The sequence below is a fragment of the Photobacterium sp. HL06 genome, assembly GCF_059552575.1.
Map to the genome: position 1 here is coordinate 937,330 of NZ_CM183915.1, position 22,449 is coordinate 959,778.

General features: G+C 46.3%; 13 protein-coding genes and 1 pseudogene. 6 read left to right on the forward strand and 8 right to left on the reverse strand.

The features are described 5' to 3' along the window. The first annotated feature begins 556 nt into the window (after positions 1-556). Complete coding sequence (locus AC51G0_RS22640; protein ID WP_496303908.1) at positions 557-2,680, forward strand: methyl-accepting chemotaxis protein; 2,124 nt, start codon at positions 557-559, stop codon at positions 2,678-2,680. A 14-nt stretch (positions 2,681-2,694) separates the two neighbouring features. Here AC51G0_RS22640 and AC51G0_RS22645 read toward each other — a convergent pair whose 3' ends face one another. The 7 genes and pseudogenes from AC51G0_RS22645 to AC51G0_RS22675 form a co-directional block, all read right to left on the reverse strand. After that, positions 2,695-3,714: a LacI family DNA-binding transcriptional regulator gene (locus AC51G0_RS22645; RefSeq protein ID WP_496303909.1), complete on the reverse strand. Its 1,020-nt coding sequence runs from the start codon at positions 3,712-3,714 to the stop codon at positions 2,695-2,697. Between the two features lie 146 nt (positions 3,715-3,860). Then, entirely contained in the window at positions 3,861-4,391 is a 531-nt protein-coding gene (locus AC51G0_RS22650; protein ID WP_496303910.1) for an MltR family transcriptional regulator, read from the reverse strand. 125 nt (positions 4,392-4,516) lie between these two features. After that, positions 4,517-5,551, reverse strand: a pseudogene (locus AC51G0_RS22655) (PTS mannitol transporter subunit IICBA); the annotation flags it as partial. A 272-nt stretch (positions 5,552-5,823) separates the two neighbouring features. After that, positions 5,824-6,186, reverse strand: a complete 363-nt coding sequence (locus AC51G0_RS22660) for a hypothetical protein (protein WP_496303911.1) — start codon at positions 6,184-6,186, stop codon at positions 5,824-5,826. Positions 6,187-6,251: 65 nt separating this feature from the next. Next, positions 6,252-7,397, reverse strand: coding sequence for a mannitol-1-phosphate 5-dehydrogenase (locus AC51G0_RS22665; RefSeq protein ID WP_496303912.1), 1,146 nt, complete (start codon positions 7,395-7,397; stop codon positions 6,252-6,254). A gap of 81 nt (positions 7,398-7,478) precedes the next feature. Continuing rightward, on the reverse strand, positions 7,479-9,428 hold the full coding sequence (locus AC51G0_RS22670) for a PTS mannitol transporter subunit IICBA (RefSeq protein ID WP_496303913.1): 1,950 nt from the start codon (positions 9,426-9,428) through the stop codon (positions 7,479-7,481). Between the two features lie 610 nt (positions 9,429-10,038). Beyond that, the gene (locus AC51G0_RS22675) at positions 10,039-11,475 is read right to left on the reverse strand and encodes a sucrose-specific PTS transporter subunit IIBC (protein WP_496303914.1); all 1,437 of its coding nucleotides are present in this window, start codon (positions 11,473-11,475) and stop codon (positions 10,039-10,041) included. Between the two features lie 343 nt (positions 11,476-11,818). Between AC51G0_RS22675 and AC51G0_RS22680 the strand changes: the two genes are divergently transcribed. From AC51G0_RS22680 to ptsG, 4 genes are all read left to right on the forward strand, one after another. Continuing rightward, positions 11,819-12,808, forward strand: a complete 990-nt coding sequence (locus AC51G0_RS22680; RefSeq protein ID WP_496303915.1) for a LacI family DNA-binding transcriptional regulator — start codon at positions 11,819-11,821, stop codon at positions 12,806-12,808. A 223-nt stretch (positions 12,809-13,031) separates the two neighbouring features. After that, positions 13,032-14,681, forward strand: a complete 1,650-nt coding sequence (locus AC51G0_RS22685) for a glycoside hydrolase family 32 protein (RefSeq protein ID WP_496303916.1) — start codon at positions 13,032-13,034, stop codon at positions 14,679-14,681. A gap of 239 nt (positions 14,682-14,920) precedes the next feature. After that, complete coding sequence (locus tag AC51G0_RS22690; protein WP_496303917.1) at positions 14,921-15,685, forward strand: PAS domain-containing protein; 765 nt, start codon at positions 14,921-14,923, stop codon at positions 15,683-15,685. Between the two features lie 949 nt (positions 15,686-16,634). Next, the gene (gene ptsG, locus AC51G0_RS22695) at positions 16,635-18,023 is read left to right on the forward strand and encodes a PTS glucose transporter subunit IIBC (protein ID WP_496303918.1); all 1,389 of its coding nucleotides are present in this window, start codon (positions 16,635-16,637) and stop codon (positions 18,021-18,023) included. 146 nt (positions 18,024-18,169) lie between these two features. Here ptsG and cscK read toward each other — a convergent pair whose 3' ends face one another. Beyond that, positions 18,170-19,096 (reverse strand): fructokinase, encoded by a 927-nt coding sequence (gene cscK, locus AC51G0_RS22700; protein WP_496303919.1) that lies wholly within the window; start codon positions 19,094-19,096, stop codon positions 18,170-18,172. Between the two features lie 310 nt (positions 19,097-19,406). On the opposite strand from cscK, the gene AC51G0_RS22705 reads away from it, so the two are divergent. Further along, positions 19,407-22,448: an EAL domain-containing protein gene (locus AC51G0_RS22705; RefSeq protein WP_496303920.1), complete on the forward strand. Its 3,042-nt coding sequence runs from the start codon at positions 19,407-19,409 to the stop codon at positions 22,446-22,448. Position 22,449 lies beyond the last annotated feature (1 nt).

The window sequence follows — 22,449 nt, forward strand, 5'->3', positions numbered from 1 at the left end:
GAACTGATTATTGCTAAACCGGTTTAGTTGATCGAGCAAAACTTGCTAAAACCGTTTAGCTTTGTGATCGTAGTGTCAAATTTGCACATTATGTGATCTAGAAATATGCCGGGTGCGAATATTATTCAGGAGGGAGATTGCTTACAAATCACACATAAGCCCAAAATGCGCTGTAAATGTGACTCTTATACTGACTGCTGGTTTATTAAGATCGCTAAGATCAAATGAGGGCAATATAATGGTGCATCCGCACTTATATGGTGCAAAGCTGAAAACATCTATCACTACGTTTGAATTCATACTGAAACTTTGAATAGAAGAAAGGTGCTAATCGCGTAATTTATCCTTTTAATCCCTTGTAGTTAGCTCAATCCCCTCCCTTTTTATTCATATTAATCATGGCACTAACCTTGCTTTAAACGCATATATACCCAAGTGACTTTAATCTGCTTGTTCCGCGAGAGTTTATTGGCTCTAAGCCAAGACGCTGAACTTACGCTAAATCTACATATTGAGGTTACTTGGGTATATAGCATCGAGTTAAGGAAGACATAAGATGAACTTGTCGGAAAAAGAAAAGCGTTGGTTACCTCTCTGGGGGGCGACGGGAAAAATAGCCATGCGCAAAGCCTGTCGGCTAAATCGATCCCGCCGCTCTACGCTAGAGCAAACTTTTGAAAGTATCGCCAATAACCGTGTTCAGATACTCCAGTCATGGGTTAATAGCCAGTGGGACTTCCTGGAAAATGCCGCCCTGTATGCCGCTACAAAACCAGACAATGAGAAGAACGACGTACTAAGACATTTGCTAGAACGCAACGGTGATTTCTCTGAACTGTTCATTGTTCAGGCTAATGGCGACGTGAGTTTCTCAAGCTACTCCAAACGTATCAGCACCCAGCATGCTGACAAAACAATGCTTGAAAAAGGGTTGAAGAGTCAGTTTCTGCATGGCCCCTATATCGATAAGGCAACTGAGCAGATCGGTCCGTCCAGCTCAGCCTTTCATGATGCGGTGACGCTGATGTTCTATCAACCTCTGATCTTTGACAACCAAGTTGTCGGCTGCCTCTGCGGCCGCGTTCCCAATGATGTGATGGGTGATTTGATCCAGCGGGAAGCCGGCCATATCTATAGCGAGTCAGGTGATAACTACATATTCATGGTCGAATCTCACCTCAATCCTAACATTCTGCCTGGTACTGCGCTCTCCCGCTCCCGTTTTGAAGACAATACTTTTTCCCATGGCGAGAACCTAAAATCAGGTGTGAATACTAACTGGGGAATGGTCAAAATCCACCAGCATACCGAGTTTGAGATCCGGTTTACCGATCCAGCAACCAAAGAGCTACACCCCGGCGTACGGGAAACCATCGCCAATGGATCTAACCTCTATATCAATTATCCGGGCTACTCCGATTATCGGCATATTCCTGTGATCGGAAAAGGAGTAACATTCCAGCTGAAAGGCTCTCCAGATCGCTGGGGGATGATGTGTGAAGCCGACCTAGAAGAGGTCTACCGCCACCGTTCTCTCGGCTTCACCCTAAGCAAACAATACACGCTGGCGCTGATATTCTCACTGCTTACACCGCTGATACTCACCCACTGGCTATCACTGTCAGTCTTTCAGCAAGGACTTGTCACCTTATTGACCATTGTTATCAGTACCCTGAGCTTTACCCTTCTGGCAGCGAAACCCATCACCAGGCAATTACAAAAAATGTCGGATGTGATTCAAACCATCGCCGAAGGTAATGGCAACCTCAAGCAGCGGTTAGATACAAAGCAGTTCAAGCCAGATGAATCTGGCGATATGGGTCGCTGGATCAACAGTTTCATCGATAACCTTGACGGGATCATGAGTGAAATGATCCATGCCTCCAATGAAGTTAAGCAGGTTAGTGAATCCATGTTAAGGCGCTGCGAAAACGTCGATGAGTCGACGATTGAGACCGCAAGTTCTATTGAGGCAATGCTATTACTTGCCGGAAGTCAGCAACAGGAAATAACCAATGCCACTGTAGCTGCCAATACGATGCAGCAAGAGATGCACAACACGGTTGATAACGCCCAGAAGGAGTATCAACAAGCCGTCAGCAATACCAATAAAATCAAGGAGATTGTTGAAGCATCAGCGCAGAGTGTCAACGATGTAAATAACCAGATGAAAGAGATTGACGATATAGTCAAGCTGATTTCGGAGATCACCGACCAGACCAATTTGCTGGCCTTAAACGCCGCCATTGAAGCTGCCCGGGCTGGCGAGCATGGCCGGGGGTTCTCAGTTGTGGCTGATGAGGTGCGAAATCTCGCGACCAAGACATCACAGGCAGCAAATCACATCGGTAGCATTATGAACAAGCTACGACAGGAATCAGAGACCGCCGTTAATTTCATGGAACAAGGAGTCAAGAATGTCGAGCAGAATTCTCTCCGCCTGGATGACGGACAACGAAGCCAGAAGCTACAGCAAGCAGTCGACACTATGTTCGATAATATCAGTCACATCGCCAGTACGAGTGAAGAACACACCAACACCGCTAAAAGGGCTCAGGCCACTACACAATCGCTGGAGATTTCATCACAGCAGCTAGGCCGAAGAACGACGCTACTCAAAAATGCGATCACCCGGTTAAACCAGCTCGTCGATCGGTTTGAGGTGTCTAAAGCCGCCTAGCTATCAAAGAGCTCTTATTGACTCCGCCAACAAATATTTGCATCAAGGGCAAAAGAGGTTGGCGTAACACGTTGGCTCGACAACAGTAGCCGGATCAGCTGAAAGCTGGTCTGGGCTATTTTTTCACTGTCTTGGGCGACGGAGTCAATATTCAGCGGTAGACAGTCTAGCAGATCATGGTTATCGAAAGTTGCCAGGCGCATCTCTTTGCTGACAAGTGCCTCGAGACAATGGTGCTCTTTAAGGTAGCGCAAAACCCCTTCGAGCAAGGTATATGATGCAGTGAACAATGCATCAGGCAAACGTCCTAGCTCCTGGTGCAGCTGTTGCATCAATATATAGCCCGACTCAGTCTGGTAATCACGATGGCGGATCCACTCTGGCTTTTCTTCAAGCCCTGCCCGTTTAAGGCCCAGTTCAAAACCGGCCAGACGATGGCGGCTCGGGGACAACTCTAACTGGCCGCCAAAATAGTAAAATTCGGAAACAGGCGAGGTCGCAATAGTCTCAACCAGATCTGCCGTCACTTTGGCTGCATCGGTCAATACCAGAGGCAACTCAGACTGGCCTATGTGTCTGTCTATCTGCAAAACGGGGAGCTGTTTGGTCAAGGTTTGGTAGAACTCATCCGTCACTTCACTTGACGCTACAATTAGCCCATCAATCTGACGGCGGATCAGCCCTTCTACCGCTTGTCGCTCTATGTCGGGATCATCCTCAGAGCAAGCAATCAGCAACTGCAGCCCTGCCTGACGGCAAAGACGTTCCAACTCGCGAGCTATCGATGCAAAACCAAAGTTGGTCAAGTCGGGAATAACCAAACCAATTGCATCAGAGCGGTTTGCCTGCAATGACTTTGCGTGCAAGTTGGGCGAATAATTGTTTTCTCGTGCAACAGCCATCACCCGTTCGCGGGTTTCTTCTTTGATCCGGAACGTGGATGCTCGGCCATTGAGCACCATACTCGCTGTTGTTTTAGAGACACCCGCCAGTTTGGCTATGTCAGCAATTGTTATACGTTTTCTCTTTTCCACAACTAAACCGTTTTAGCTATTTCCATCTACTTATTATCTGGCCTATTAACGCGAATGGAAAGCAAAACGAATTAAAACTGGCTTTGGATCAAAATAAATTAGGCAGGATTAATACAAATTCTGGACAATCAAGGCGTTAGTAGCGTTTAGAATGGACTATCTTTATCGAGTTCACCGCAAATCCCAGCAACCGCAAGTGCAAGTGCCGATTTGATAACCTGCTCCTGTCTGGCTAGCTGCATCTGATAGAAGGTGATATCTACATCATCGGTTGGCGGTGCAATTTCTAACTGAACCACTCCCATTTTTTGTACCATAGAGAGCTGTTTAACGGGCTCTAAAATAGCCGGATCAGTAAAACTGTACTCACTCCCCTCCTGATTCAGGAAGTCACGCATTTTGATTATGGCTTCAATATCATGGTAGACAGCATCAGGAACAACCCCCAAACCAAATAATAGCTTTAACCTTACTGTCAGCTCTCCAAGCGGGCCAGAATTCCCTAACAGTGGCTCAACCACTGATTTAACTGCAAAATCATCCTTGCGAAATACACGTTGGATCAAGCAATCGACCGCTTCATCAAATACGTCAACCGAGATAATAAAAAAACCTCGTACGGTTGGAGCATCATTTAAACGCTCTAGAATGTCAGACTCTTGGTCACTGTGCGCCATAACTATTTTATTCTCTATAAAGCAAAGAAGAGGACACCCTCCTCCCGTATTTCTCATGGATTATTTCATTTTTTGGTACTGGGCTTCAATTTATTTGGCATTTCCTCTCTGAAAACTCAAGCACTATCGGTCTCAGTATCATGATCCGGCATTTTCAACAAAACAGCTGCAAAGATAAAAGAAACCGCAGTCGCCGCAAAAATCGACAAGACAACACCAACAAATGATGTTTTTGGCGCCAGCAGTAAAATAGCAAAGATTGAGCCTGGTGATGCCGGCGACACAATGCCAGCTTCAAATATCGCCAATGTAAATACGCCAGCCACCCCCCCTGCAATCGCAGCCAAAATCAAACGTGGTTTCATCAAAATATACGGGAAGTAAATCTCATGAATACCGCCGAAGAAATGAATAATGGATGCGCCACCCGCTGTCTGTTTTGCCATACCGCGGCCAAACAACATGTACGCCAGCAAAATACCTAACCCCGGCCCCGGATTGGCTTCTATTAGAAAGAAGATAGACTGACCGACTTCAGCTGCCTGCTGAATACCCAAAGGCGAAAAAATACCGTGGTTAACCGCATTGTTCAGAAATAAGATCTTAGCTGGCTCAACAAAAATAGAGGTAAAAGGCAACAAGCCCACATCAACCATAACGTTAACGCCGCTCGCCAACCCTATGGAAATCATCTTCACAAAGGGGCCAATCATATAAAAAGCAATGATGGCGCAAGTCATCCCCACGATACCTGCCGAGAAGTTATTGATTAACATCTCGAAACCGCTTTTGATCTTGCCTTCCACCGCTTGATCGAATTTTTTTATTACCCAACCACCCATGGGACCAACTATCATCGCCCCCATAAACATTGGAATATCCGTCCCAACAATCGCTCCCATCGTTGTGACAGCCCCCACAACAGCACCACGCTCACCGCCAACAAGTTTACCGCCGGTATACCCAATCAGAAGTGGTAGCAGATAGGTGATCATAGGGCTGACAAGTTGTGCCAGAGTATCATTAGGGAACCAACCCGTCGGGATGAATAAAGCGGTAATGAAGCCCCACGCGAGAAACGCACCAATGTTGGGCAATACCATGTTAGAAAGGAAACGACCGAAATGTTGAATATTGATCTTAGTGGCAGGTGATAGCATGGCATTTCCCCGATGGTGTTCTGTGGTTACTTAATGTCAGATACTGTCTCACAAAAAGCGTTATATCTCAGTACCTCTCGAATCTAACACAGAATATTAAAACGAAGTGATGAGAACTACTTTATGGGGCTCCCTGTCACGACTCTCGATTTACTTCTCTTTATCATAGCTTCTAAATCGGTTATCTCACCTGTCAAAAATTAGCAACATCCGAGACTACCAATCAGTCAACTCTTACCGATACTTTCTATCCTTTATCAAGCTAGCACTTGTTATAACAAGTGCCTAGATAAGTACTCATTAATGATGTCATCAGGTTTTTTCACTCTTGCATAAGCATAGAAATAATCCAGGTCAAACCCGCCTGAATGGCACTCAATTTCACTTCCTGCTAGATACATACTTTCAAAATCAAGGCACTGTTCTACACAGGCCATTCTCAATGGGTTATCCATTATATTTAGTGTGTATCTGTCCCACTTGACGTTATATAAGAGGCCAAGCCTGTCATCTGCCTCTATATTACTGATAATGCCAGCCCAACCTCCTATTTCTCTGCCAAAGTCAGGATCAATGACACCTGCTTTTACAACTACCACATCACCTATTTTTAACTGATTGCGAATGACTTTCATAACAACAAAATATACTCAGGTTACAGAGGCAGGAAAGAGTACGACACACTTCCCTGCCAGATATTTTATAGGGTTAGATATAGCGCCTCGATCTCCTTCGCGGCATCACTGTCAGCATCAAGGCCAGTATAGTGAGCCAGTGTCGGGCGAAGTCCTTTCTCTTTCAGCGAAGCCTGTAATTCAATCGCCTGTGGATCGGTTTCGTTGGTGTATTTAAATGCAGCCGCGATCCCTTTTAACAGCGTAATATTGTCTGTACCGTATTCCATGGTTCCAAGCAGTGGCTTGATTAATCGATCATTGGCGCCAAGTTTACGAATTGGCTGACGGCCGACACGGTCAATTTCATCACGCAAGTAAGGATTGGCAAAACGACTAAGGATCTTCTCAATGTAGGCATTGTGTGTTTCGCGGTCAAAACCATAGCGACGGATTAATACTTCACCGCTTTCCTGCATTGCAGTTTTGACTTGCTCACGAATTTCTTCATCTTCAATCGCATCACGCACTGTCTCGTGGCCTTTCAACGCACCAAGGTAGGCAGTAATAATGTGGCCAGTGTTTAAGGTAAACAATTTTCGCTCGACAAATGCCATCAGGTTATCAGTGGTTTCCATTCCTTCTATTGCCGGGATGCCTCCTTTAAACTGTTGCTTGTCGACAATCCATTCACTAAAGCTCTCCACCGTCACTTCAAGTGGATCATCATTCGCGGCTTCTGAAGGCGGTACAATACGGTCAACCGCTGAGTCTACAAAACCCACCAATTCATCTGCCTGAGCGTGATAAATTCCATTGAGATGTTTATATACCTGCTCTTTCAGGTGTGTGGTACCACGCACCATATTTTCACAAGCAATGATATTCAATGGATTATTGTTACCCGACTCAAAACGGTGGGTAAGACCCGTTGCGATTGTTTTTGCAATAATGTCCAAGACATTCGGACCGACCGCCGTGGTCACCATATCGGTATGGATGATCTGTTCAATCACATCCTGGCTGGCTGAGTTAACCGCCGTTACGTGGGTTACTGTATCAATCTGGCATTCTATTCCAACCACTTTCACTTTATACGATTGATCATGACTTAATTGATCCACCAGAGGCTCATCAACGTCGGCAAATGTCACTGCAACATTAGCATCTGAAAGTAATTTGCCAATAAAACCGCGGCCGATATTGCCTGCACCAAAATGAACAGCTTTCATAATAATTCCTACCATATTAAAAATTGGGTTGAGACCGGAGGGAGATACCGGCCTCGGGGGTCACTTGAGGATCGTTCTGGATTAAGCCGCTTTCTGGCCTGCCAAAATGTTCAGCACTTCATTGACATCATGAGTACTGATCAGACGCTCAATCGCATCCGGATCATCAAGCGCATTGGTGATGGTAGTTATTACCTGAATGTGCTCATCATTCTTAGCGGCAATACCGATAACCAATTTAGCTACGTCATCTTCATCGTCGGTGAACAGGACTCCTGCAGGGTATTGGCAAATTACAATACCGGTTTTAATAACACGGTCTTTGGCTTCTACCGTGCCGTGAGGAACAGCAATGGATTCGCCAAGATAAGTGGGCACTAACTTCTCACGTTCAAACATGGCATCAACATACTCAGGCTCTGCATAGCCAAGCTTGACCAGCTGCTCACCTGCGTAGCGAATAGCCTGCTCTTTGTTGCTTGCCTTCAGGCCAAGGTGGATGTTTTCAGCCTGGATTTGGAACACCTGCGGTGCTTGAGCTTCGAAACTGTCATCGTTCACTGCCACTGGTGATACCTTGACCATCGCTGGGTCGTTTGCTGCATCCGGGCTTCCTGCCGCGACAATGCTCGTCACTAAGTCGTTGTACACCTGGCTATCAAGGAAGTTAGTCAGCGAAATATGTTTTGCATTGGCCGCATGCTTACGAGCACGGTCTGTTAAATCTTTATGAGTAATCACGATATCTACCTCTTGCGGCAAGCTGTTAATAGCACAGTTGGTCACACTAATGTTGAGTCCGGCTTCCTGTACTTTCTTACGCAGCAGGCTTGCCCCCATTGCACTTGAGCCCATTCCGGCATCACAGGCAACAATGATGTTGCGGACATTCGCCAGGTTGATATTGCTGTTGCCTTCAGCAAAAGCTGTTGCGCTACCACTTTTCGAGTCGGCTTTCATGCCTTTCATTTTTGACGTTGCCGAAGCCAGGGTATCGTCATCTTCATCGGTTACACGCTGGGTTTTCATCAGCAGCGCAGCGACACAAAATGACACAGTTGCCGACGCGATTACCGACAGGATGACACCAACAAATGACGCTTTAGGGGTCATCAGCAAGACTGCAAAGATTGAACCCGGCGATGCTGGTGACACAATACCGGCATCAAACATTGTCAGAGTGAACACACCTGTCATACCGCCAGCGATAACGGCCAGGATCAAACGTGGGTTCATCAGAATGTACGGGAAGTAAATCTCATGAATACCACCAAAGAAGTGAATAATTGAGGCACCACCTGCCGTTTGTTTTGCTGTACCGCGGCCAAACACCATGTAGGCAAGCAAAATACCAAGGCCCGGACCTGGGTTGGCTTCAATCAGGAAGAAGATAGATTGACCAACTTCGTTCGCCTGCTGAATACCCAATGGCGAGAAAATACCGTGATTAATCGCGTTGTTCAGGAACAGGATCTTAGCTGGTTCAACAAAAATGGACGTTAGAGGTAGTAGACCTGCTTCAACAAGGAAATTAACCCCACCCGCCAAACCTGCCGATAAGACTTTTACAAATGGACCAATCATGTAGAACGCCATAATGGCACAGATCATACCCACAATACCGGCCGAGAAGTTATTGACTAACATCTCAAAGCCGCTTTTTACTTTACCGTCGACCCAGCTATCAAATTTCTTAATTGCCCAGCCACCCATAGGGCCAACTATCATGGCACCCATGAACATTGGAATATCTGTACCGACGATAACGCCGATGGTAGTGATTGCGCCCACTACAGCACCGCGGTCACCACCAACTAATTTACCCCCGGTATAACCGATAAGTAGCGGCAATAAATACGTGATCATTGGGCCAACAAGCTTGGCTAATTCCTCATTCGGAAACCAGCCTGTTGGAATAAAGAGTGCAGTGATGAAGCCCCATGCGATGAAAGCACCGATATTGGGCATCACCATATTCGATAAGAAGCGACCAAAATTTTGTACCTTGATCTTTGCATCTGGTGATATCATTAGGATTCCCCGTTTGATGTTCAGTTTTAATCTGTTTTAGGTAACGGTTCGCCAAAACCGTCGATTGCTTAGTACCCAATTAATCTAACACAGATATTCAAAGCCGAACTGATAACGGGTTTTTCGTGACCCTCCTCAAATTTTTCTCTCATTTTATTAAAATCCACGTGATCTCCGCTGCAAACCTTGGTTGTAACTTTCAAACAAAATACACACTCAGAAAAAGTCAATCACTTTTTCAATACACAGATCACAAAAGCAAGATGAGCGAAATATAATCTCTTGGTGATCCAGATCACACATATAGCATTTCGACAACCTATAAAGAATCTCAAGCGTGATAAGGGTCACACCCAGAACCCTGTTCATCCCGAATAAATATCGAGTTCGATTTCAAACGCTTCATTTTGTAATTTTTTTTCATATGCTATCGTTGACTTAATAACTTATTGCCAGTCATACCCAAAACCGCAATGAAGCCCTTCTATTCACATCACGAAGCTATAGTTGTGTCTTATGCTTCGAGTCGGTCACACATTGTCACCAAATACAAAAAAGCCGGCGTAACGCCGGCTTAAAACAGATTCTGTATTATAGTAATGGGCTGTGATTAAGCGGTAGCAGCAACCGCTTTAAACTTTGCTCGAGTACCTAGTACCAGCGTCAAACTAAAGGCCACTGCAAAAGAAATCGCCATACCAATAACATAGAACCACACGCTATCTGGGCTGATTGATATGATACCCGGTAGGCCTGCCGCACCCAGCGCTGTTGCCTTCACTTTGAACAAAGTGATAAACGCACTGGCCGATGCTGCACCGATCACCGCAGCAATAAACGGGTAACGGTATTTAAGGTTCACACCAAACATCGCTGGCTCGGTAATACCCAGCAGAGCTGTAACACCCGATGGCATTGCAATCCCTTTTGCCTTCTTATCTTTAGTGGTGAAGCCAAAGGCCAGAGCTGCAGCGCCTTGTGCCACATTAGACATTGCTGCAATAGGGAAAATAAAGGTACCGCCAGTTACCGCGATATCTGCCAATAGCTGGGTTTCGAATGCAATGAAGCTGTGGTGCATACCGGTAATTACAAACGGCGCATAGACTAAACCGAACAATGCACCACCGATGAAGCCTGCTGATTCATACAGCCAGTTCAGGCCATCACCTAATAGGAAACCAGCATCACGAGTGATTGGACCTACTAAGGTGAAAGTCAGGAAACCGGTAATGAAGATAGCCAACATTGGAGTGAGCAAGTTATCCAACACTGACGGGATCACTTTGCGCAGGCCATTCTCGACTTTTGCCAGGATGAAGGCTGATACCAGCACCGGTAGTACCGAACCTTGATAACCCACTTTCTGGATTTCAAAACCAAAGATGTTCCAGACAGGGATGTCACCACTGACACTGGCGCCGCCGAAACCCCAGCCATTGAGCAGATCTGGGTGAACCATCAGCATACCCAGTGCCGCTCCTAAGAACGGATTACCGCCAAACTTTTTACTTGCCGAAAACGCTAATAGAACAGGAAGGTAAACAAAAGGCGCGTTAGCAAATGTGTTGATCATCGAGGCGAGATCGGCCATTCCCGGGTAGGCATCAATCAGAGACTGGCCATCAATAAACAGGCCCGTCGCAGTAAGAACATTAAACAGACCCATCAATAGACCGCCAGCCACAATGGCCGGGATGATCGGAACAAATATATCTGACAGCCCTTTGACCGCCCGCTGCACAATATTTTGTTTTTCAGCACCCGCAGAAGCAACGTCCTTGGTCGACATTTCAGTCTGGCCAGTTTGCTCTGTCATTGCGGCGTATACCTGGTTAACGATGCCAGAGCCAAAAATAATTTGGATTTGCCCCGCCACCTGAAACTGACCCTTTACGCCTTCGATGTCATCGATAGCTTTCAGATCCGCTTTGTTCTCATCATGAAGCGCCAAACGCAAACGCGTTGCGCAGTGCGCTGCTGCTGCAATATTATCTTTACCGCCCAGTTTTTCGATTAATTGTTGGGCAATGACAGGAAAATCCATCTTATACCTCCGTCGTGAACAGGATTCACGCTCAGACTGTTTTAATACATCTTAACCCTAAGCTTAGGTTAAGCACTTGTGTGGTTTGCATGGTGAACATTTCCAATCTCGCACTGCGGGGTGGAGCAGTGTTTTTCGTTTTCGGTAACGTTCCCGAAATTAAGTTTTATTGAAGCCCCCAATTACGTCAAGCGCCTAATTTTCTTGTGTGAGGGTGATCGGTAAATAAACGGATCATTGGCAGCGAACCGTGATCACGATCACTCTATTTGGGGCTAAATGCGGATCTCAATTGCAAACTATCCCAATAGTGGAGGATCATGGCCTAAACAAAGGAGTATCTATGGCGAGCTTACACGACGTCGCCCGTCTGGCTGGGGTCTCTAAGTCCACGGTTTCCCGGGTAATTAATGACGAATATGGCGTTAAAGAAGCAACAAAAATTAAAGTACGTCGCGCTATCGAAGAATGCGGATATGTCGTTAACCAGGTTGCAAAAGACTTAAAGTCCAATAAAACCAACCTGATAGGTATAATAGTGCCGCGGGTAGCCTCGAATGCGGTTTCACAAGGTGTCGACGGCCTCAGCAAAGCCTTTGAGCAGGCAGGCAAGCACGTACTACTGGCCAACAGCAATCTCGAAGCCGGCAAAGAGATCCAGTACATTGAGCTATTCAACCAGAAGCGGGTTGAAGGTATCGTGATGTTTGCCACCCACATAGACGATGTGCTGATCACGGCGATCAAGCGCTCCAAAGCGCCGGTGGTATTGATCGGCCAGGATGGTTCTAGCTACAACATCCCAAGTGTTATTCATGATGATTACCGAGTTGGCTACTGCGCCGCCGAACAGCTACATCAGGCAGGCTGCAACTCTGTCGGCTTTTTAGGTGTTCAGAGCGAAGATATCGCGGTTGACCGCCAGCGTTATGATGGATTTGCTAATTCATTGAATCATCTAGGTTTATCTGCCCCTCAATTTCATACCCAAGGCCAATTTTCCATTGATTCCGGCCGTGAGGAAATGACCCGGTTACTGGCGGCAGATCAACGTCCGGATGGCGTTTTCTGCGCTACTGACCGGATTGCCATTGGTGCTATTCAGGCCATTACTGCCGCAGGACTAAAGCCAGGCAAAGACATCAAGGTGATTGGTGTGGGTAACGATGAAATGGCATCAGTTGTTTCACCCGGCCTGTCGACATTTGCCTATGCCTTTGAGCCTGCCGGTAGCAACGCTGCCAAAATGCTGTTGGAAATCATTGAGCTAGGACGAAGCCAGGTTGCCAAGCTAGTATTAGGCTTTGACTGGGTATCACGACAGAGCTGCTAAGCAGCTCTGCTCTTCTTGCTCTCCCTTTTCTTCCTTTCCGATTTATTCACCATACCTGGCAATAATTAGATCCCCCGCACAATTTTTCGTTGAGTTTTACAGTTTATGCCATGTCAGCTTGCCTGGTTCTCATTTCTGCTTTATTTTTGGAACGTTCCCGGAAATTGGAACTAGACTAAATAATGCTAACGCGACATCGCCTATCAATTTAAGGCTATAACCAATGACACTGACAGAACTGATCACCGCTTGTGGTGGCAAAGAAAACTTACTGCGAGCACTACGAGTTGAAGAGCAGGTAATCCTTGAGCTGGCCGATCCTGCCCTTCGAACTGCAGACGCCAGCGGATTGCCGTTTAATAGCGTACTTTCCCAGCTCACTTGGCAGCCTGAAACCCTGCTCACTGAACAAGAATGGCAACAGCTCGGTCAGTCCATCGAAACCAATCAGCGCAAACAGCTGCTTGAGGTTCAGGAAATCTCAAGTTCTGCTCATCGCCCGGCTTGGCATATGGCCCCGCCACAGGGCCTGCTCAATGATCCCAACGGCTTTATCTTCCACCAGGGTGAATACCACCTGTTCTATCAGCTGTATCCTTTCGGTTGTGTCCACAAGGACAAATACTGGGCCCATGTTACCAGCACCGATCTGGTGAACTGGACAACCCAGCGTATAGCACTATGCCCTTCAGACTGGTTCGATAGCCATGGCGTGTTTTCCGGGCATGCTGTCAGCAACAACGATGAGCTGATGCTGTTTTATACCGGTAACGTACGTATCGGCGAACAACGTGACCGCATCACTACACAGTGCCTGGCAACATCAAAAGACGGGATCCATTTTACCAAGCATGGGCCCGTTATCAGTGAGCTACCACCATCTGTAACCCCTCACTGCCGCGATCCGAAACTTGTCCGAAATGCTGACCATTGGCTAATGTTGCTCGGTGCCCAGCAACAAACACCTGACAACCAGCTTCAAGGCCGCCTAGCTATTTACCGTTCTGATGATCTCTATAGCTGGTCATATGTCGGCCTGTATGGTGATGAGCTTGGTCAGTTTGGTTATATGTGGGAGTGCCCGGATCTGTTTGAGCTCAATGGACAGCTTTTGGGTATTATCTGCCCGCAGGGAATAGAATCAGGCAGCAAGCACTACAACGTCCCTCATCACAATGGATTCGTCAAAGCCAAGTTAGACCAGCAAGACAACCTGACCCTCGAAGACTTTACCACTCTCGATTACGGTTTTGACTTCTATGCACCACAAACGACCGAAGCCCCGGATGGACGGCGCCTGCTTATCGGATGGATGGGCTTGCCTGATGAAATAGATCAGCCTAGCACCCAAGATAACTGGCTTCACCAGCTAACCTGCATGCGCGAACTAAGCTGGGAAAACGGTAAGCTATACCAGCGCCCGACCCGCGAGCTGCGAACACTGCGGGGAATGGAGCAGCTCCATACCTTCAGCACCGAATCAATTCAACAAACTCTTGAACTCAATACCAAGAGCTATGAATTGAAAACCTCGCTGGCGTGGCCGGAAAAGGGGCTAGTCACGCTGCGCCTGATGAGTAATGGCAACCAATACTGTGATCTGATCCTCGATGCCGACAGCCAGCGTATCCTGCTGGATCGTAGCCACGCCCTATCAACTGATGGTGAGTTAATCCGCGAGATCCCATGGACAAGCGGTGATGATGTAGCTCTCCAGGTACTGGCTGATCATTCATCACTGGAACTGTTCATCAATGACGGTGAATTCGTTATGACAGCAAGGGTATTCACCCCAAAAGATGCGACCAATATTCAATTAATCGCCAGTCAGAATACACAGTGGCAGGCGATCCATTACTGGCCACTAGGATGATTGATTAACGTAATTTATGCCCGCTAGGCTTCATGGTGTTCATCAATAAACAGCCGCTAATTGCGGCTGTTTATCTCCCTAGCAAAGCACAATAGTTATACGGCCAACGTATAACTATTTCCAGCCCCATAGTGAAACAAACTGCATAGCACCACACTTCCTGATAGTATCTTATTGAAATACCCTGAAATCATATTTATGTCGGTAGAGTAAAATAACGTTGTGGTAAGGAGTGAAGTGTGCGATTTGACATTGAAAAGTTATTTAACCTGTCACTAGATATGCTCTGTATTGCCAGTGTAGATGGCTATTTCAAGCGTGTTAATCCTGCATTTAAACGCGTATTAGGCTGGAACCAAGAGCAGCTATTAAACAAGCCATTTGCCGACTTCATCCATCCCGATGACTTGGCTGACACATTACTTGAAGTAGAAAAACTCGTCCGTGGTATTCCGACGGTATCATTTGAAAACCGATACCGCTGCCTAGATGGCTCATACAAGTATTTAATGTGGACAGCCTACCCAGAGAAGCATTCGGGACTTCTTTACGCCGTTGCCAGAGATATCACCAAGCAAAAACAGAATGAGTCTATCCTCCACCTTGTGATCGAAGCTTCTCCGAGCGCGATGATAATGGTCGATACCCACGGTAAAATTGTAATGGCTAACAAACAAGCCACGCAGGTATTTGCAGCAACGCTTAACCAATTACTCGATAAATCTATCAATGATTTGATCCCTGAACGCTACCGGGCACAACACCCAGGTAATTTCCACGCTTTCTTGGAAAACCCTGGCGTACGAGCGATGGGAAAAGGTCGCGATCTGATGGCTCTACGCCAAGATGGCACTGAGTTTCCAATTGAAATTGGATTAAACCCCATTCATACCGAAGATGGCATGTTTATTCTAAGTGCAATTGTCGATATTTCTGAACGTAAACAGAATGAAGAAAACATTCATAGCCATGCCTCTTTGCTGGCAAAGCAGCTATTCCGATAACATTCATTTTTGCTCAAATTGCTACTGTAACTGATTATAAATAGACTGGTGTTCACCCTTAATAGCGATCATGAAGAAATGGAAGACAAGAAACACTTCACAAAACGTACTTTACATACGTTCATTATTTACTGTGTATCTAAATACCTCTGCAATATTCAACAATGAGTATATTAACTAAACCATTTAGGAATTGAGATAGGTTTATGTCAGTTTATATATCCCTCTTTGTGTTATATAAACATACAGACTCTGTATTATTACTGTGACATAATTTTCTCCCATTGAACTTACCACTCATATAAAACACAGCAGGGCATAAGTTATAAGTACCTTCCAATGATATGAGCGGAATATCACGACAACATAATGTAAGATCAATCACAAAAAACAATTCAACAGCGCAATTCAAGGCTCCTGACTGTAACGTAACAAAGTTATCACTCTCCTCGATAGAACATAACAACTTGATTTTAAATGAATTACATCTAAATCAACCAGCATTTTACTTACCTAAAGGCCCCGACCAATACGTTACATGTTACGTTTCACTTACATTAATCAGTTTTTTCGTTACCTAAAGAAACTATAAATTACACTATGTTACATCCAGTGTGACGTACAACTCGTAATTATTTTAAATCCTGTCATATGATTAGTTCCATCAATTGGAGAGGACAAAACGAGAGAACTCCAATTAATTAATCTTAAATCAAAGTAGCATTAAGAGGGTTCTTCACAGTATTTAATAATACGACGTGATTATTGAACAAGGATAATCAGAGTGTCTAATTAGTTTAATAGACAACTGGTATCTTAACAGTTACACCGCTGTTGTTTTATCTATATCACTCACTAGATAATTTATTTTCAGCGTTATTAAACATTTTTAATTATATATTTAATCTAAAAATATTGTCTTAAAAGTTCATAATGAATGGGGGTTCAAATGAACGTTTTTAGTACTATGCAAAAAATGGGGCGTAGCCTCATGCTACCTGTAGCATGTATGCCTGCAGCAGGTATCCTTCTAGGTATCGGTGGTAACTCAGAAGTTGCTAAATTCCTGCCAGAAATCGTAGCACAAGTTATGACCGAGGCCGGTCTGGGTGTGTTCGCCAACATGGCATTGCTATTTGCCATCGGTGTTGCACTGGGCTTTACCAAAAATGACGGTGTAGCTGCTCTGGCTGCTGGTCTTGGTTATCTAACGATGACCCGCGTTCTAGGTGTTGTTGCCGAAGGTACAGACACTGGTGTATTCGGCGGTGTTATCATGGGCTTGGTAGCCGCACATCTTTTCAACAAATATCATGCTATTAAGCTACCAACATACCTTGGCTTCTTCGGCGGTAAACGTTTTGTTCCAATCGTTACCTCGCTAGCAGCGTGTGTGGTTGCCGCTATCCTGGCTATCGTTTGGCAGCCAATAGGTGCTGGTATTGCTACATTCTCTGAGTGGGCTGCTTACCAGTCTCCAGAAGTTGCATTCGGTATCTACGGTATTGTTGAGCGTTCTCTGATTCCATTCGGTCTACACCACATCTGGAATGCACCTTTCTTCTACGAAGTTGGTGAGTTCACTACAGCTGCTGGTGAAGTTGTTCGCGGTGAAATCCCTCGCTACCTAGCAGGTGATGGCACAGCGGGTAACCTGGCTGGTGGTTACATGTTCAAGATGTTTGGTCTACCTGCTGCATGTCTTGCAATGTACGTAACAGCTAAACCAGAGAACAAACTAAAAGTTGCTTCAATCCTAGGTTCTGCTGCACTAACTTCGTTCCTAACAGGTATTACTGAACCAATCGAGTTTGCATTCCTGTTCGTTGCTCCTGTGCTTTACGTTGCTCACGCACTACTAGCTGGTTCTGCATTCGTAGTAATGATTGTTCTAGGCATCAAGCACGGTACAACATTCAGCCACGGTCTGTTTGACTTCACCCTACTATTCGGTCAGTCAACTAACGGTTGGTTGCTACCAGTAATCGGTGTTATCTACGCAGTTATCTACTTCCTAGTATTCGTAACGCTAATCAAAGCGCTTGACCTGAAAACGGTTGGTCGTGAAGACGAAGACGAGTCAAAAGTTGAAGTGAACACAGCTTCTGACGGCCTTGCTCAAGACATTACTGAAGCGTTCGGCGGCAAAGCTAACATCAAAGACCTAGAGGCATGTATCACTCGCCTACGTGTAACGGTTCTTGATGGCTCAAAAGTTGACACAGCTCGCTTGAAAGCACTAGGCGCAGCCGGTGTATTCGCTAAAGGTGATAACTTCCAGGCGGTATTCGGTACCCACTCTGAAATCATCAAAGGTCAGATGGAAGCACTAGCTTAATATTGAACAGTCTGAGTGAGACTTTGACAAAACCGGGCCTTGGCCCGGTTTTTTTATATCTGAACTTTGTTGTGTGCAATAAAGAAAAAGGGCAAACCTCATGTTTGCCCTTTGTGTTTTTCTGGCTCAATAATGTGTTCGCGTTGCTAGTCCGCGAGGTACTCACCTAATTGAATTGCCGTTGGCAATGCCGTCATTGCCCCTTTTGCCGTAGTCGCCAGCGCGCCACAGGCATTGGCTTGCTGAATAATACCCAACAACTGCTCCGCCTCTTGCCAATCATCGCTAGCAACAAGGCCAGCCAATAAACCTCCGACAAAGGCATCTCCAGCACCTGTCGTATCTACCGGGCTGACGGGCTTGCCTGAAACCAACTGCTGCTGTTCACCTTGCACAACCAACGCGCCTTTTTTGCCCTGGGTAATAATCACAAGTGGTAAATGGTAGCTACTGTTTAGCCACACCAAAGCAGACTGCAAATCATCTTTTTCTGTCAGGAACAATAACTCATCATCCGAGAATTTCACCACGTCAGCCAAAGCAACAGCTTCCAGTACCACCGACTTCAATTCTTCAGGTTTAGCCCATACTTCCTCACGTAGGTTAGGATCAAATGACACAAACCCACCAGCGGCTTTAATCGCTTTCATCGCACCTAATGTCGTCGAACGCGAAGGCTCATTTGCCAAAGCAATCGAGCAAGCATGCAACCATTCACCTGATTGGAATACAGGCACATCTTCTGGCGCAGTAAACTGATCGGCACTTGGCTTCACCATAAAGGTAAAGCTACGCTCACCACTATCATCCAGATCGACAATCACGGTAGAAGTACGCTGCAGCGGATCCAGGATCATTTTGTCGGTATTCACGCCCTCATCAGATAGCACCAGCTTCATAAACCGACCCAGCGGATCTTGTCCGACGCGGCCAAAGAAAGCACTCTCGCCCCCAAGCCGGGAAATACCTACAGCTACATTAGCCGGCGCACCACCAGGGCATTTTAAATAAGTCCCTTCTCCCTCAGGGATCAAGTCAACTACCGCGTCCCCGGTTACCCATACTTTTGTCATCTTTTTTACTCCAGAAGGTTAATGCCTTATTATTGCTAAACCGATTTAGCCAAACAATAGAAAACGATTCAAATCCGAATAAAATGTGATCTCAGTGTGGTTTTGAAAGCCTCTCGATCCAGCCATTCACAGCATATCTTTCATCGCTGAAACCAAATTTGCTGCACACAATCACATATCCAAACAATAATGATAAACAATACTATAAAGGGCTATATTCAACGCTTGGCTTAAGTTGTTATCATTGAGCATAGTTGTGCAACAAAAAAATTATATAAACAACACAAATCAATAAGGGACCTACCTTGGCATGAATCACGCCAGCCTTCTCGCCTTGACCCATAACGCCGCCTTATTACTGGCTATGATTTTTATCTACGACATGGCCACCAGCCATGGCCGTTCCGTATTCGATCAGCTCTGGAAGGTCTTTACCGGTATTGCCGTAGGGCTGATCGGCATTATCATTATGCTCACACCGTGGGAATACGCACCGGGAATTATCTTTGATACCCGCTCGGTACTCCTCGGGATCTCCGGACTTTTTTTCGGTCCAACCCCCACTATTATCGCCATGGCAATGACCGCAACATTGCGCCTTTTCCAAGGAGGTGAAGCCGCAATCACCGGGGTGACAGTCATAATGGCCTCAGGTGCTTTAGGTATTGCCTGGCACTATTATCGTCAACGTCCGCTGGCAGAGTTGTCAGCTCGTGAGATTTACCTATTCGGGATCATTATCCATGGGGTGATGCTAGCGCTGATGTTTACTTTGCCTTGGGATGTGGCACTACAGGTACTGTCCAATATTACCTTTCCGGTAATGCTCATTTACCCGCTGATAACAGTAGCAATGGGGATGCTGTTTGTCCGGCGGCTACAACGAGATCAAACGACAAAAGCATTGAAGGAGAGTGAGTTTTTATTTCGCTCACAATTCGATTTGGGCAACATAGGGATCGCCATCACCCATCCAGCGACAAACTGGCTAAGGGCAAACCCCCGGCTGTGCGATATGCTTGGCTACAGCGAAAAAGAGCTAACACAAATGACCTGGAAGGAGCTCACTCACCCTGATGATCTACTGTTGGATTTAGCCCAATTTGATCGAATGATGGCAGGTGAAATCGACGGCTACTCGCTAGATAAGCGTTTCATCCGCAAGGATGAAGGTATCCTTTATGTTCACATGACAATTGCCTGCTACCGTGTTGATGGAGATGTCCAGTTTGTGATTGCCGGTATGTTAGATACCACAGAAAATAATCATGCCGAGGCCAAACTGCGAGCCAAGAAAGAGCAGCTTATTTCCGTGTTGGCTGGCAGTGAGCTCGGCTTCTGGGACTGGGATATTGAGGCAAGCACAGTACAGAGGAATGCCCGTTGGGCTGAAATCCTCGGCTACAGCTACGAAGACATCAAAGCGGACTCCACCCTATGGCTTAACAACATCCACCCCGATGATAGGCCAGCTGCCTGGCAATCCTTAACAGACCATCTCGAAGGGCGCAGCTCACAGCATAAAGTCGAATACCGTATGCTCACCAAGCAGGGCGACTACAAGTGGATCTTGGACTGCGCCAAAATCGTTAACTTCAGTCAGGATGGCCGTCCGCTTCGTGTGTGCGGTACCCATACCGATATTACAGAACGCAAGTTAGCTGAAGAATCGATGCAACTGGCCTCTATGGTCTACCAAAACAGCAGCGAGGCAATGGTCGTCACCGACAGTAATGGGGAAATAATCACCACCAACCCTGCTTTTACTGACATAACGGGTTACTCGCTTGATGAAATCAAAGAAAGAAACCCCAAGCTCCTTGTTTCCCGCCATCAAGATAAAGACGTTTTCAAAACAATGCTACACACCTTAAATACGACAGGACACTGGCAGGGTGAGATACAGAATCGCCGCAAGAACGGTGAAACTTACATGGCCTTGCTGACTATCAACTCCATTCGTAACTCAGATGGTTCTATCCAACGTCGGGTTGCCCAGTTCTCTGATATTACCGACAAGAAGAAGTCCGACGAGATTATCTGGACCCAGGCCAACTTTGACTCCTTAACCGGGCTTCCCAATCGCCATATGTTCCTTAATCAGCTGGAACAGGAAAAGAAAAAGGCCCACCGTGCCGACAGGCCAATGGCCCTACTGTTTCTTGACCTTGACCGCTTTAAAGAAGTGAACGATACCCTAGGCCATGATATGGGCGATTTGCTGCTCAAGGATGTTGCACAACGCCTGCAAAACTGTGTAGGAGATACCGATACGGTATCACGCCTGGGAGGTGACGAGTTTACGGTGATCCTTGGCGAATTGGAAAGCTCCCATAGTGCCGAGCGTGTCGCTCAGGAGATCTTATACCAATTTTCTGAACCTTTCTTGCTCGGTGTTGAAACTATTTATATTTCACCCAGTATCGGTATTACTCTCTACCCCTATGACGGAACACAATCGACAACCCTGCTTAAAAATGCCGATCAAGCCATGTATGCCGCCAAGGAACAGGGGCGCAACCGCTATCGCTATTTCACCGCCTCGATGCAGGAAAAAGCACAACACCGCCGCAAGCTAGCCAATGATTTACGCCAGGCACTGCAAAACAACCAACTGGAGCTTCATTATCAGCCGATTGTTGAGCTGGCAACAGGTAATATCAGCAAAGCCGAAGCGTTGATCCGCTGGCAGCATCCGGATCTCGGCCTGGTAAGCCCTAACGAATTTATCCCGGTGGCAGAAGAAACTGGCATGATTGTGGATCTTGGCGACTGGGTGTTCCGCCAGGCCGCGCACCAAGCATCACGCTGGCGTGCCTTACACCACCATGACTTTCAGATCAGTATCAATAAATCCCCGATGCAATTCCGTGACAGGGGGAATGATATCTCAAGCTGGCTAAACCATCTCCAAAGCCTTGGCCTTCCCGGACAAGCAGTCACTGTTGAAATCACCGAAGGCCTGCTACTTGATGCCAGCAAAACAGTAACGGATAAACTGTTCGCATTCCGCGATGCCGGTATTCAGGTCTCACTCGATGACTTTGGCACAGGCTATTCTTCAATGTCCTATATCCAAAAGTTCCACGTCGACAATATCAAAATTGATCAATCGTTTGTTCGTGATCTCAAAGCAAATTCAGATGATATGGCGGTGTGCGAAGCCATCATCGTCATGGCGCACAAACTCGGTATGAAAGTCGTCGCGGAGGGGATCGAAACTGAGGAGCAGCGTGACCTGCTGGCCGCTGCTGGGTGTGATTATGGTCAGGGCTTCCTGTTTTCCACTGCATTGCCAGAGGAAGAATTCAACCGGCTGCTCTCCTCCCCTGCAGAGACGATGATGGAATAAC

Bases quoted from the DNA above. Each gene is read 5' to 3' on its own strand.
- AC51G0_RS22705 (WP_496303920.1), top strand. From the start codon at position 19,407: ATGAATCACGCCAGCCTTCTCGCCTTGACCCATAACGCCGCCTTATTA.
- AC51G0_RS22650 (WP_496303910.1), bottom strand. From the start codon at position 4,391: ATGGCGCACAGTGACCAAGAGTCTGACATTCTAGAGCGTTTAAATGAT.
- AC51G0_RS22640 (WP_496303908.1), top strand. From the start codon at position 557: ATGAACTTGTCGGAAAAAGAAAAGCGTTGGTTACCTCTCTGGGGGGCG.
- AC51G0_RS22665 (WP_496303912.1), bottom strand. From the start codon at position 7,397: ATGAAAGCTGTTCATTTTGGTGCAGGCAATATCGGCCGCGGTTTTATT.
- AC51G0_RS22660 (WP_496303911.1), bottom strand. From the start codon at position 6,186: ATGAAAGTCATTCGCAATCAGTTAAAAATAGGTGATGTGGTAGTTGTA.
- AC51G0_RS22685 (WP_496303916.1), top strand. From the start codon at position 13,032: ATGACACTGACAGAACTGATCACCGCTTGTGGTGGCAAAGAAAACTTA.
- AC51G0_RS22670 (WP_496303913.1), bottom strand. From the start codon at position 9,428: ATGATATCACCAGATGCAAAGATCAAGGTACAAAATTTTGGTCGCTTC.
- ptsG (WP_496303918.1), top strand. From the start codon at position 16,635: ATGAACGTTTTTAGTACTATGCAAAAAATGGGGCGTAGCCTCATGCTA.
- AC51G0_RS22675 (WP_496303914.1), bottom strand. From the start codon at position 11,475: ATGGATTTTCCTGTCATTGCCCAACAATTAATCGAAAAACTGGGCGGT.
- cscK (WP_496303919.1), bottom strand. From the start codon at position 19,096: ATGACAAAAGTATGGGTAACCGGGGACGCGGTAGTTGACTTGATCCCT.
- AC51G0_RS22680 (WP_496303915.1), top strand. From the start codon at position 11,819: ATGGCGAGCTTACACGACGTCGCCCGTCTGGCTGGGGTCTCTAAGTCC.